Source organism: Collinsella sp. An268, assembly GCF_002159765.1.
Taxonomy (GTDB): Bacteria; Actinomycetota; Coriobacteriia; order Coriobacteriales; family Coriobacteriaceae; genus Coprousia.
The window spans coordinates 266572-279568 of the sequence record NZ_NFJH01000001.1; the positions used below are offsets into that span (position 1 = coordinate 266572).

Below are 12997 nucleotides of genomic sequence, written 5' to 3' on the forward strand. Positions count from 1 at the left end.
GGCTGAGGTTCGGGCTTCTCAACCGATCCCGGTGCCGAAGAGCCCGTATCCGGTAGGCATGATCACGGGGTGCTGCCCAAGGCGGGCGATGCGGCTCCTGTCACGATGGGGATCGCGGCCCTTACAGGCTTATTCGGGGTCATCATAGGTGCCCTCGCGTTGCGCCGCTCACGTAGGCATGTGGGGCTCATGGCGCCGTCATCCAAACAATCGTTGAGTCACAGTCGTCCCGGCCCTCTCCGAAGAGGGCCGGGACGTGTATTCGGCCGATGCGCATGCACGCTATAACGTGAATGAATATGAAAAGACCCTGCCTGAGCAGGGTCAGAAAAGTCGATGGTGGAGACGAGGGGGATCGAACCCCTGACCTCTTGACTGCCAGTCAAGCGCTCTCCCAGCTGAGCTACGCCCCCAAGCAACGGAGAAGACTATACGAAATTGCGCACGACATTGCAAGCGGCATTTCGAAAAAAGTTGCGATGCGACGTTGGGGGCATCGGGGAGACGGAGACGGACGCCATCGGTTCCATGTGCCGCGAGATGCCTTGCCGAGCTCCGCCGGATAGCGGACTTGTGGAGAGATTTGAAATTGGGGGTTGGCGCACATGGACGTCCATGCTATAGTAGCTATCGCTGAAAAGCACAGGGGCGTTTGGCTCAGGGGTAGAGCACTTCCTTCACACGGAAGGGGTCACAAGTTCAAATCTTGTAACGCCCACCATCACCTGTTCGGGGCCGGGGAGAAATCCCCGGCCCTTTTGCTAGGAAGACACAGCTGTTGCCCGCGCAACGGACCGCACCGAGGGATGACGCACGATGATTCTGAATGTGGACAAGGTCGAGAAGAGCTTTGGCAGCCGCGTGCTGTTCTCCGGCGCCTCCTTTCAGGTGAATCCCCGGGACCGTTTCGCCCTGGTGGGGCCAAACGGCGCGGGCAAGACAACCCTGCTCAAGATCATCATGGGCATCGATTCCCCCGATGCCGGCGCGATCACCTTCGCCAAGGGCGTGAATGTCGGTTATCTCGAACAGGAGACGAAGCTCGCCTCCGATGTTGCCGTCATCGATGAGGTGGTCGCATCCGCTCAGGAGATCAGGCAGCTCGGCGAGCGTGCCGAGGAGCTCCAGCTCCGCATCGCCGAGGCGGGGGAGACGGGCGAGGTCCCCCAGCAGCTCTTAGACGAATACGGACACGTTCAGGACCGCTTCGAGCGCCTGGGAGGCTACGAGCTCGAGAGCAACGCGCGGCAGATTCTCGCCGGCCTGGGGTTCCCGGTCGCTGATTTCGACAAGCCCTGCGCCGAATTCTCCGGCGGTTGGCAGATGCGCATCGCGCTCGCCAAACTCTTTCTCCGCCACCCCGATGTGCTGCTCCTCGACGAGCCCACGAACCACCTCGATCTCGAGAGCGTTCAATGGCTTCGCGGCTTCATCGCCTCCTACGAGGGCGCCGTGCTGATCGTCTCCCATGACCGTGCGTTCATGGACGCCTGCGTAGACCATGTCGCCGCCATCGAGAACCGCCGCATCACCACCTACACCGGCAACTACAGCGCCTATCTCAAGCAGCGCGAGGACAACCTCGAGCAGATGCGCGCCAAGCGCGCCGCCCAGGAGCGCGAGATCGCGCATATGCAGGTATTCGTCGATAAGTTTCGCTACAAGCCGACCAAGGCTGCCCAGGCGCAGGAGCGCATACGGCGCATCGAGCAGATCAAAAGCGAGCTCGTGATCCTTCCCGAGGGACACAAGCATGTCGACTTCAAGTTTCCCGATCCGCCCCGTTCCGGCGATATGGTGGTGAAGCTTTCAGACGTCTCCAAATCCTATGACGACAAGAAGATCTACGACGGCATCGACCTTACGCTGTACCGCGGCGACCATGTGGCGCTCGTCGGACCCAACGGCGCCGGCAAATCGACGCTGATGAAGATCCTCGCCGGCATCGAGCCAGCGACGTCTGGCACGCGTGAGCTTGGCGTCAACGTCGGTGTCGCCTATTACGCCCAGCATCAGCTGGAAGGTCTCAAAGAGGCCAACACCGTGCTGCAGGAGATCGATACCGTCGCTCCGACGTGGACCGTGCCGCAGCAGCGGAGCCTTCTCGGCGCCTTCCTCTTTTCAGGCGAGGACGTCGATAAGCGCGTCGGGGTGCTCTCGGGCGGTGAGAAGGCGCGACTCGCGCTCGCCAAGATGCTCGTGGCGCCCGAGGCGCTGCTCTGCCTCGACGAGCCCACGAACCACCTCGACATCGACTCGGTCGATATACTCGAGAGCGCGCTCAAGAACTTCCCGGGCACCATTGTGCTCATCAGCCATGACGAGCATCTCGTGCGCGCCGTGGCGAATCGCGTCATTGACATCCGCGACGGTAAGATGACGGTGATCGACGGTGATTACGAGTACTACCTCTACAAGCGCGAGGATTTGGCGCAGCGCGCGGCGGCGGCAGAAGAAGCGGCAGCTTCGACCCTTGAGCCCCGAGCAGCCGCGCCTGCCCGGCGCGTACCGCGCGTGCATCGCACCGAGGAGCGCGGGGAGCCCGCGCGCGAGAGCCATAAGTCACGCGATCAGCGCCGGGCCGAGGCCGAGGCGCGCGCCGCCCTCAACAAGCGCCTGAAGCCGAAACGCGACCGTCTGGCAAAAATCGACCGGGAGCTCGAGCGAGACCGGGCGCGCTACGACGAGCTCATGGCGCTCATGGCCTCCGAGGAGCTGTACGCAGATCAGGACCGCTTCGCCGCCGCGCTCTCCGAATACAACGATCTCAAGAAGCGCATAGCCGCCGCCGAGGACGAATGGCTCGAGCTCTCGACCGAGATCGAAGAGGAGACCTCTCATGTCGGGGCGTAAAGCGGCCGCGCTCGCCTGCACCCTTCTCGCTTGGGGGCTCAGGCTGTGCGCCATCGGGCTCATCGCCCTGACGATCGCGCTCTCGTTCTCCGGCATGGCGACGCGTCTCGGCATCGTGAACCTCGTACTCGACATCGCGCAGGTGCTGCCCGCCGTCATTGCCGGATGGGGCCTTGTGGCCACGCCGTTCGGCGGCGTGTTCCGCCTCGATTTCGTTATCGTCGCCCTCGTCCTCTTCCTCGCGGACTACGTCTTGCTGCGCATCGCCGATGCGCTCAGGCATTAGGGAGTGAGCATGCTGGACTTCTCCTATATCCTCTACCTCCTCATGCAGGCTCTTGCGGTCATCGTGGGGCTCTGCGTGCACGAGAGCGCCCACGCCCTCGCTGCCTGGGCGCTCGGCGACAAGACCGCGCGCTCACGGGGGCGCGTCTCGCTCAACCCCCTCGCGCATATCGACCCCTTCGGCACCGTGCTGTTGCCGCTCATCATGATCGTGCTCGGCGGGCCCGTATTCGCCTTCGCCAAACCCGTACCCGTGTACCTGGGCAATCTCAAGCACCCCAAACGGGACGAGGTCATCGTATCGCTGGCTGGGCCCGTGTCGAACATCGTCCTTGCGGTGGCGTTCGCCTTGCTGCTCCACGGCGTTGCGGGCCTGTCCTTTACACCCAGCACCGCACGGGCGCTCTACGCGGCGGCCACGTTCTTGCAGCTCGCCGTCCTCTGCAACCTGTCGCTCGCCTTTTTCAACCTCATACCTCTGCCGCCCCTCGACGGGTCGTCGCTCGTCGTGCCCTTCCTCTCGGGCCGCGCGCTCGATACGTACTATCAAATCCAGCGTTATGCGATGCCGATCCTCATCATCGTGCTCTATCTGGTACCCCAGGTCCTGCGCATCGACCTCGTGGGCATCTACTTCAACTTCACCGTCTACCCGCTCTTCGACCTTCTGACCGGGCTTGCGTTGGGCTAGAATGGGAGAACCTGCGCCTCAACAGGGGCATCGAGGGCAAAGGAGGGGAGCGGCATGTCCTATCGCGTGAGCACGGCGGGCTATACCGGCCCCTTCGACCTTCTGCTCCAGCTCGTCAGCCGTCAGAAGGTCGATATCGGTGCGATATCCATCGCCGAGGTCGCCGAGCAGTATCTCGCCGAGGTCGACCGCATGACCGACGTCGACCTCGACGTTGCGAGCGATTTCCTGCTCGTCGCGGCGACCCTGCTCGATATCAAGGCCGCATCGCTCGTTCCCGAGGAGGCGAGTCGCCCCTCCGGCGACGAGCTCGAGGAGGACGACGAGCTGGCAGGCCTCGACGCCGATGCCCTGCGCGAGGTGCTCATCCAGCGCCTCATCGCGTATAAGCAGTTCAAGGGCGCCGCATCGGCGCTCGGGGCGCGCATGGAGGCGGAGAGCCGCATGCATCCGCGCGTCGCCGGGCCTGACCCTGCTTTTCTGAACCTCATGCCCGACTACCTTGCCGGCATCACCCTTCGCGGTCTCGCCGTCATATGCGCGGATCTCGACAGCCGGCGCGAGACGTTTCTTTTGGAGGCCGAGCACGTCGCCCCGCATCGCGTGCCGCTGGAGCTCACCGTCGCCTCGGTAGACCGCCTCACCGCCACTAAGGGCTCATGCACCTTCAGCGACCTCATCGCCGGGGCGGAGACAACCGACCAGCTCGTCTCGACCTTTCTGGCGATACTCGAGCTCGCGAAGCGCGGCGCGCTCCTGCTCACCCAAGAGGAGAACTTTGGCGAGATCATGATCGAGCGCGTGCCCGGCGCCCCCGAGTACCATCCGGGCGAGGCGCTCACCGTAGAGGAATAGCCGATGCGCCCCGGGCGCGAAGGGATTGGTTAGATATAGAAGATGGAAGATCTGGAGAAGTTGAACCCGCTCTCACCCAAAGCGGCGCTCGAGGCGCTGCTCCTGGTGTCGAGCGACCCGGTGAGCGCCAGCGCGCTCGCGCAGGCGCTCGACATCGCTCCCGGTGAGGCGGCGTCGCTCTTGGCCGAGCTCAAGGTCGAGTACGAGGAGGCGAACCGCGGCTTCCAGCTGCGCGAGGTCGCCGGCGGGTGGCGCCTGTTCACCCATCCGGCCTTCCACGAGCAGGTGGAGTCGTTCGTCCTGTCGTGGGACACCCAGAAGCTCAGCCAAGCGGCGCTCGAGGCGCTCGCCGTCATCGCGTACCACCAGCCCGCCACGCGCGAGCAGGTCCGCGGCATACGCGGGGTGAACTCGGACGGCGTCATCTCGTCTCTGGTGGACAAGGGGCTGGTGCGCGAGCTCGGACGCGACCCGGAGCGCGGCCAGGCCATCCTGTACGGCACGACCAACGCCTTCCTCGAGAAGTTCGGCCTGCGCTCCCTGAAGGATCTGCCCGACCTCGAGCAGTTTGCGCCGGACGAACAGTCGCGCCAGTACATCCGCGAGCGGCTCTCCGGCCGCAGCATCCAGTCCACGCTCGAGGAGGCGGACGAGGACCTGGCCGAGGAGCGCGAGCTCATCGACGGGTACGACGGCGACGATGATGACGACCTCATGCTCGTGGGCAACGCGACCGATGAGGAATTCGATGACTGAGGGGCGGCCTGACAGCCCGCAGGAGACGACCGGGTATCCGCATACCATGCGCGTGCAGCGCTTTCTCGCCCGTGCAGGCGTGGCGAGCAGGCGCGGCTCCGAGGCGCTCATGACCGCCGGCCGCGTTTCTGTGAACGGCCGTGTCGTGACCGAGCTCGGCACCAAGGTCGACGTCGACCGCGACCGCGTAGCCGTCGACGGGGTCGCGGTCACCCTGAACCAGGGCGCGGTATACCTCATGCTCCACAAGCCTGCCGGCTATCTCACCACGATGGCGGACCCTCAGGGGCGCCCGTGCGTGGCGTCCCTTGTTCCGGGGGACCGCTATCCCGGGCTCTTTCCCGTCGGGCGCCTCGATAAGGACACGACGGGCCTCTTGCTGTTCACGACGGACGGGGATCTGGGCAACCTGTTGCTGCACCCCGCCCATCATGTGCCGAAGCACTACGTCGCCGTCGTCGACGGCACCATGGCCGACGGGGAGCTGGAGCCGCTTCGCCGGGGCATCACGCTCGACGACGGTCCCTGCCAGCCCGCACCCACCGCACTCTGGGACGCCGCCGCAGCAGCGCTCCTGTGGCCGGAGCTGCGCGAACGCCTCCTGCTGGGCTCTGCGACCCCGGTCGAGATCACGCTGCGCGAGGGGCGCAAGAACCAGGTGAAGCGCATGTTCGGCGCGCTGCACCATCCGGTCCTCGCGCTGCACCGCGACCGCATGGGGGACCTCTCGCTGGGCGAGCTCGCCCCCGGCACCTGGCGGCTGCTCGATGCCGATGAGGTGCGACGCCTCCGCTCGGCCGCGGCCGCGGCATCTGAAACGATCGAACACCTCGAAAGGGAAGGAAGATAGATGATAATCGCCATCGACGGGCCCGCCGGCTCGGGAAAATCGACCATTGCGGGCGAGATAGCGCATCGATATGGATTCGAGAAGCTCGACACGGGTGCGATGTATCGCGCCGTGGCGCTGTCCGCCCTCGACCGCGGCATCGCGCTCGAAGATGAGCAGGCGGTCGACCGCTTGGCCGAGGGCATCACGCTCACCTTTCCGCCCAAAGAGGGTGCGACGACGCGCGTAGAGGTCGACGGGGTCGACGTGAGCGATGCCATCCGCACGCCGCGCATCGATGCGTGCGTCTCGCAGGTCGCCGCGTATCCGGGCGTGCGCGCCGCCATGCTCGTCCCGCAACGCGCGTTCGCTGAGGGGCGCGATGTCGTTGCCGAGGGGCGCGACATCGGCACGGTGGTCTTCCCCCATGCCGATATCAAGGTGTTCCTCACGGCTGACCCGGCAGAGCGGGCGCGGCGCCGCGTTCTCCAGCGGCACGGCGATAGCGCGACGGATGAGCGCGCGCTCGCCGCAGAAATCGAGGAAACCCGTGCCGCCATCGAGCGCCGCGACGCCCTCGACAGCTCCCGCGCCCTGGCCCCGCTCGCCGCCGCGCCGGACGCGGTCGTGCTCGATTCCACGGCGTTCACGATCGACGAGGTGGTGGCGCGCGTCGCCTCCCTCATCGCTGAGAGGAGGGCCCGGTGAAGCTCTTCCACTACACGCGCGACGACTTCTACGACAACGCCATGCGCGACTACCCGGCGGTGTTCCGCGGGTTCTATCTGGTGGTCATCGCGATCCTCTTCGTCTTCAGCAAGCTGATGTGGCGCTGGAACGTCGAGAACGCCTCCTATCTGGAACCTGAGGGCGATACCGGCTCGGTCATCATCTGCAACCACACCTCCATGGCGGAGGTCGTGTCGCTCGTGCCGCACATCGTGCGCTCGGGGCGCCGGGTTCGCCCCATCATGAAGTCGGAGTTCAACAAGAATCCCATCGTGCGCTGGTTCTTCGCGCGCGTGGGGGGCATCCCGGTGGAGCGCGGAACGGCTGATATGAAGGCGCTGCGCCGCGCGCAGCATGCCCTGCAGCGCGGCGAGGACGTCCTCATCTTTCCCGAAGGGACGCGAATCCGCAGCGACGACCAGCCCGTGGAGGTCCACGGGGGATTCGCTCTCATGGCGCAGATGGGCAAGGCCGACATCGCCCCCATGGCGGTATGCGGATTTCGCGACGTGACGCCCGAGGGCAAGCACCTCATGCGGCCCGTCAAGACCTGGATGCGCTGCGCGCCCCGCGTGCATCTCTCCGACGCGCCGCAGGGCCTCAAGCGCTCCGAGCGACTTCAGTGGTTCGAGGACGAGGCGATCGCGCGCATGTACGGCGTGCGCGACGAGCTCCGCCGTGAGCATCCCGGCAGGAGGTAGGCATGGCATCGATCGAGATCGCGCGCCAAGCGGGCGCCTGCTACGGCGTGGAGCGCGCCCTCAAGATGGCGCTCGAGGCGGCGGCGGCTCCCAAGCAGCCCGTGCACACGCTGGGACCGCTCATCCATAACCCCTCCGTCGTATCCGATCTCGCCGCGCGGGGCGTCGCCTCGGCGGAGACGCCGGCTGAGGCAGAGCGGGGCACGCTCGTGATTCGCGCGCACGGCGTCACGCCCGCCGTGGTCGCCGAGGCCGAGGAGCGCGGGCTTACCGTGATCGACGCGACCTGCCCCTATGTCAAGCGCGTCCACCGCGCCGCCGCGCGCCTTAGCGAAGACGGCTACCAGGTGGTGGTCGTAGGGGAGTGCGGACATCCGGAGGTCGTCGGGATCCTCGGACACGCAGGGGAGAACGCTGTCGTCGTAAGCGATGCGGACGATGTCGCGCGCAACGCTTACGCCGAGCGCGTCGGCGTCGTCGTCCAGACCACGCAGACGGCGGCGACGCTTTCGGCCGTGGTGGGCGCCCTCGCCGTGCGCGTGCGGGAGCTCAAGGTCGTGAACACCATCTGCGAGGCGACCGCCGAGCGTCAGGGTGCCGCGGCGGAGCTCGCAGGGCGCGCCGACGTCATGATCGTCATCGGCGGGCGCTCCTCGGGCAACACGCGCCGTCTTGCCGAGATCTGCCAGAGCCGCTGCCCCCGCACCCATCATATCGAGGATGCCGACGAAATCGAGTCGTCCTGGCTGTCCGGCGCCTCCCTCATCGGCATTACGGCGGGCGCCTCGACCCCCGCCCAGCAGATCGAGCGCACGCGCGAGCGCGTCGAGGCGCTGATGGACGCATGAGCGGCGTCGGCGATACCCCGTATGCTCAGGGCGGCGCCGGGTACGGGGACCCTCAGCCCGCGCCTGCTGAGGGAGCGCCCCTCGGGGGCCGTGTCGCCGCGGTGCGCGAGAACTCGCCCGCGTGGGACGCCGGCATCGAGCCCTCTATGGTCGTCACCAAGGTGGAGGGGGAGCCGCTCACCGACATGGTCACTTGGCTCTGGCAGGCAGATGACGACGCCGTCGACCTTGTCGTCTACGACCCGCGGGACGGTTCGTACAACCCCTGCACCCTCGAGCGGTTCCCCGGCGAGGACTGGGGCATCGAGTTCGACGGCGCGGTGTTCGACGGCATGCGCACCTGCGTGAACGGCTGCGTCTTCTGCTTTATGACCATGCTGCCCGCGCACATGCGCGATTCGCTCTATATCCGTGATGACGATTACCGCCTGAGTTTTCTCCAGGGCAACTTCGTCACGCTCACCAACGTCACGGACGCCGAGGCAGACCGGATCGTCGCTTGTCAGCTCAGCCCGATGAACGTCTCGCTGCATGCGGTCTCGCCCGACGTGCGCCGCCGCCTCATGGGCAAGAACGCATCGCGAGGCATCGAGGTGCTCGAGCGCCTCATGGGGGCAGGGATCGAGATCCACGCGCAGATCGTGCTGTGCCCGGGCCTCAACGACGGCGACGAGCTCGCTCGCACGCTCGCCTACGCCGAGGCCCACCCCGCCATCACGAGCCTGGGCATCGTCCCGCTCGGCTACACGAAGTTCCAGAAGCGATTCTCCTCCTCATATTCCGATGACCCAGCCTCCGCGCGCGCCGTCATCGATATGGTCCGCCCGTATCAGGAGCGCGCCCGTGCACGCACGGGTCGCACCGTGTTCCAGCTCTCCGACGAGTTCTACCTCGATGCGGGTATAGAGGTGCCGCCCGCGGCATGGTACGACGGATACCCCCAGTTCTACGACGGCATCGGCATGGTGCGCTCTTATCTTGACGATACGCATCGCCTGCTCTCCGAGGAGGGGGAGCGTCTGGCTCACGTCGCCATGCAGCTTGAGGAGCGCGCGCTTACCCTCGTTGCGGTATCGGGAGAGGCCGCGCGCGATACGGTCGCGGGCTTCGTAGAGGCGCGCCCGCTTTGCGGTCGGGTGCTTGCCATCGAGAACCGCTACTTCGGCGGAAACGTAGACGTGACGGGGCTGATCTGCGGATGCGACCTTATCGAGCAGCTTCCCGGCGACCTCACCGGTGTTATGCTCTTTCTGCCGGACGTGATGTTCAACGCAGACGGGCTCACCTTGGACGGCTATCATCGTGATGACCTGTTGGACCGCCTGGCCGCGCGCGGCGCCGTGGCATACGTAGCCGCCACGCTCCCGCACGACCTTCTCAACGCTATCGAGGGCGCACTTGCCTAGCGCGCCCGGCAAAGGAGCATATATGAAACCGATCGTCGCCGTCGTCGGCCGCCCCAACGTGGGCAAGTCGACCCTGGTGAATCGTTTGGCGGAGACCGCCGACGCCATCGTGCACGAGAGCCGCGGCGTCACGCGCGACCGCAGCTACCATGACGCCGACTGGAACGGCCGCCATTTCACCCTTATCGACACCGGCGGCATCGAGCCCTTGAAGAGCGACGACGTCTTTGCCGCCAGCATCCGCGACCAGGCGCTCGCCGGCGCCGAGGAGGCGGACGCCATCCTCTTCGTCGTCGACGGTTCGGTCGGCGTCACCGAGGAGGACGAGACGGTCGCCCGCCTGCTCAAGCGCGTCAAGAAACCAACGTTTCTCCTCGTCAACAAACTTGATAACCCTGACCGGGAGCAGGAGCGCCTTTGGGAGTTCTACTCGCTCGGCGTAGGCGACCCCATCCCCATATCCGCCACGCACGGTCACGGCACGGGCGACCTGCTCGACGACCTCATCGCTGTGCTTCCCGAGGAGACCGTCGACGAGGACGACTATCCCGAGGCGCTCGGCGTCGCCATCATCGGCAGGCCCAATGCGGGCAAGTCCTCGCTCTTCAACAAGATCATCGGCCGCGAGCGCTCCATCGTCTCCGACGTCGCGGGCACCACGCGCGACGCCATCGACACGATCGTCGAACGCGACGGGCGCCGCTACCGGCTCGTCGACACCGCCGGCATCCGCAAGAAGAGCACGGTATACGAGAACATCGAGTACTACTCCATGGTCCGCGGCCTGCGCGCCATCGACCGCGCCGACGTGGCGCTCCTCGTCGTGGACTCCTCGGTGGGCGTAACTGAGCAGGACCAGAAGGTCGCGAACCTCGCCATCGAGCGCGGATGCGCCCTGGTGGTGCTTCTCAACAAATGGGACTTGCTCACCGACGACCGAGCCCGTGAGCAAGTGATGGAGACGGTCGACCGGCGGCTGACGATGGCTCCGTGGGCCGAGTTCCTGCGCATCTCCGCCCTCACCGGCCGCTCCGTCGAGAAGATCTGGGCGATGGTCGACAGCGCGGCAGAACACCGCGCGCAGAAGCTCTCCACGGCCCGCCTGAACCAGTTCCTCACCGACCTGCGCGAATTCGGGCACACCGTCGTCGACGGCAAGCGCCGTCTGCGCATGCACTACGTCACCCAGACCGGAGTCGAGCCGCCCGCGTTCACCTTCTTCGTGAACCATCCCGACCTCGTGAACGATACCTATGCGCGCTACATCGAGAACCGCATGCGCGAGAAGTTCGAGCTCAAGGGCACGCCCGTACGCCTGCGCTTCCGCGCGAAGACCGCCGACAAGGCAGGTGACTAGCCATGGCTGACGGCATGAGCGCGGCGGTTCTCTACACCGCCATCACCATGGTCGCATCCTACCTCGTGTGCGGCATCCCCTTCGGGAAGATCATCATCGCGCTCACCATGCACAAGGACATCCAGAAGGAGGGTTCCGGCAACATCGGCACCACGAACGCCCTGCGCGTGGGCGGCCCCAAAGTCGCCGCCCTTACCCTTGCCTTCGACCTCCTCAAGGGCATGGTCTGCGTCATGGTGTTCCGCGATGTCGTCATCGGCGGCAACTCGTGGACGCCCGACGTGCCCGTCGACCTCATGGTCGCCCTCGTAGCGCTCTCCGCGCTCTACGGCCACATCTTCTCTCCGTACCTCAAGTTCCACGGGGGCAAGGGCATCGCCACGGGCGTGGGCATCCTCTTCGGCTTCTGCTGGCCGCTCGCCCTCATCCATCTCGCCATCTTCATCGTGCTCGTCGCGCTCACGCGCTACGTGTCCGTGGGCTCCATCGCCACAGCAGCCGTGGTACCCCTGACCGTGCACCTTGCGTTCCCATACCTGCCCCTCGCCGCGCTCGCGGTCTGGGCGCTGCTGGGGTGGACCGTCGTGTGGGCGCATCGAGGAAACATCAGCCGCCTGCGCGCGGGTACGGAATCGAAGCTCTCGTTCAAGAAGAAAGGGGAGCCCAAGTGAAGATAACGGTCATCGGCGCCGGCTCATGGGGCACGGCAATCGCAGGCGTGGCGGCAGCTCACGCCGACGAAGTCGAGCTCTGGTCGTTTGACGAGGAGTCGACGCGCGGCATCAACGAACGCCACGTGAACCCGCTCTACCTCAGCGATTACGAGCTTCCTGAGAACGTCACCGCCTCGGGATCCTATGCGGACGCGCTTGCCGGGGCCGACGGGATCATCGTCGTCGTGCCCTCGCCCTTCATCCGCTCGACCATCCGCGGCGCGGCGCCCGACATCGCTAAGGACACGCCCGTCCTCTGCCTCACGAAGGGCATCGAGGCCGGTACGGGGGCCCTCATGAGCGAGGTCGTCGCCGACGAGATCGGGCGCCCCGAGCGCGTGGCGGCCCTTTCCGGACCCAATCATGCCGAGGAGATCTGCCGCGGCAGCCTCTCCGCCGCCGTGGTAGCCTCCCCGGACCCCGTCGTCGCGGAGTTCTTCAAGACCCTCCTCATCTCGCCGGTCTTTCGCATCTACACCTCGCAGGACATGATCGGCGTCGAGACATGCGCCGCCGTGAAGAACGTCATCGCCATCGTCTGCGGCATCGCCGCCGGTGTGGGATACGGAGACAACACGCTCGCCCTCATCATGACGCGCGGCCTCGCCGAGATCAGCCGCATCGTGTCCGCCCGCGGCGGGGATCCCATGACCTGCATGGGTCTTGCCGGCATGGGCGACCTCGTGGCAACGTGCACCTCGCCGCATTCCCGCAACCGCTCCTTCGGCGTCGCGTTCGCCCAAGGAGAGTCGCTCGATGAGTACCAGAGGCGCACCCATATGGTGGTCGAGGGCGCCGCCGCGGCGCGCAGCACCGCCGAGCTCGCCCGTGCGCTCGGCGTCGACGCGCCCCTCACCTTCGCGCTCGAGAACACGCTCTACCACGGCATGGGTATCGACGAGGCCCTCGGCATCCTCACCGACCGGTTCCCCACAGAAGAGTTCTACGGCATCACTCCCACGGAAAGAGGCTAA

General features: G+C 66.0%; 13 protein-coding genes and 2 tRNA genes. 14 read left to right on the forward strand and 1 reads right to left on the reverse strand.

The window, feature by feature from the left end; translation table 11 throughout:
• Positions 1-337: 337 nt before the first annotated feature.
• Positions 338-413: transfer RNA gene (locus B5F70_RS01245), tRNA-Ala, on the reverse strand.
• Positions 414-646: 233 nt separating this feature from the next.
• Between B5F70_RS01245 and B5F70_RS01250 the strand changes: the two genes are divergently transcribed.
• From B5F70_RS01250 to B5F70_RS01315, 14 genes are all read left to right on the forward strand, one after another.
• Positions 647-721, forward strand: a tRNA-Val gene (locus B5F70_RS01250).
• A 95-nt stretch (positions 722-816) separates the two neighbouring features.
• On the forward strand, positions 817-2853 hold the full coding sequence (locus B5F70_RS01255; protein ID WP_087203739.1) for an ABC-F family ATP-binding cassette domain-containing protein: 2037 nt from the start codon (positions 817-819) through the stop codon (positions 2851-2853).
• Positions 2840-3139 (forward strand): hypothetical protein, encoded by a 300-nt coding sequence (locus tag B5F70_RS01260; RefSeq protein WP_087203740.1) that lies wholly within the window; start codon positions 2840-2842, stop codon positions 3137-3139. The genes B5F70_RS01255 and B5F70_RS01260 overlap by 14 nt, the downstream gene beginning before the upstream one ends.
• A 9-nt stretch (positions 3140-3148) precedes the next feature.
• On the forward strand, positions 3149-3829 hold the full coding sequence (locus B5F70_RS01265; RefSeq protein ID WP_087203741.1) for a site-2 protease family protein: 681 nt from the start codon (positions 3149-3151) through the stop codon (positions 3827-3829).
• 54 nt (positions 3830-3883) lie between these two features.
• Positions 3884-4684 (forward strand): segregation/condensation protein A, encoded by an 801-nt coding sequence (locus B5F70_RS01270; protein ID WP_087203742.1) that lies wholly within the window; start codon positions 3884-3886, stop codon positions 4682-4684.
• Between the two features lie 42 nt (positions 4685-4726).
• Positions 4727-5440 carry an SMC-Scp complex subunit ScpB gene (gene scpB / locus B5F70_RS01275; RefSeq protein WP_087203743.1) on the forward strand — a complete coding sequence of 238 codons (714 nt, stop codon included), beginning with the start codon at positions 4727-4729 and terminating at the stop codon, positions 5438-5440.
• Positions 5433-6290: a pseudouridine synthase gene (locus tag B5F70_RS01280; RefSeq protein WP_239462993.1), complete on the forward strand. Its 858-nt coding sequence runs from the start codon at positions 5433-5435 to the stop codon at positions 6288-6290. Before scpB ends, B5F70_RS01280 begins: the two co-directional genes overlap by 8 nt.
• A complete protein-coding gene (cmk, locus tag B5F70_RS01285; protein ID WP_087203744.1) occupies positions 6291-6977 on the forward strand; it encodes a (d)CMP kinase in 687 nt (228 codons plus the stop codon).
• Entirely contained in the window at positions 6974-7699 is a 726-nt protein-coding gene (locus tag B5F70_RS01290) for a lysophospholipid acyltransferase family protein (protein WP_241145861.1), read from the forward strand. The genes cmk and B5F70_RS01290 overlap by 4 nt, the downstream gene beginning before the upstream one ends.
• A gap of 2 nt (positions 7700-7701) precedes the next feature.
• Positions 7702-8547, forward strand: coding sequence for a 4-hydroxy-3-methylbut-2-enyl diphosphate reductase (gene ispH, locus B5F70_RS01295; RefSeq protein ID WP_087203745.1), 846 nt, complete (start codon positions 7702-7704; stop codon positions 8545-8547).
• The gene (locus B5F70_RS01300) at positions 8544-9953 is read left to right on the forward strand and encodes a DUF512 domain-containing protein (protein WP_087203746.1); all 1410 of its coding nucleotides are present in this window, start codon (positions 8544-8546) and stop codon (positions 9951-9953) included. The genes ispH and B5F70_RS01300 overlap by 4 nt, the downstream gene beginning before the upstream one ends.
• A 22-nt stretch (positions 9954-9975) precedes the next feature.
• Positions 9976-11310: a ribosome biogenesis GTPase Der gene (gene der, locus B5F70_RS01305; protein WP_087203747.1), complete on the forward strand. Its 1335-nt coding sequence runs from the start codon at positions 9976-9978 to the stop codon at positions 11308-11310.
• A gap of 2 nt (positions 11311-11312) precedes the next feature.
• The gene (plsY, locus tag B5F70_RS01310; RefSeq protein ID WP_239462992.1) at positions 11313-11981 is read left to right on the forward strand and encodes a glycerol-3-phosphate 1-O-acyltransferase PlsY; all 669 of its coding nucleotides are present in this window, start codon (positions 11313-11315) and stop codon (positions 11979-11981) included.
• Entirely contained in the window at positions 11978-12997 is a 1020-nt protein-coding gene (locus tag B5F70_RS01315) for an NAD(P)H-dependent glycerol-3-phosphate dehydrogenase (protein WP_087203748.1), read from the forward strand. Before plsY ends, B5F70_RS01315 begins: the two co-directional genes overlap by 4 nt.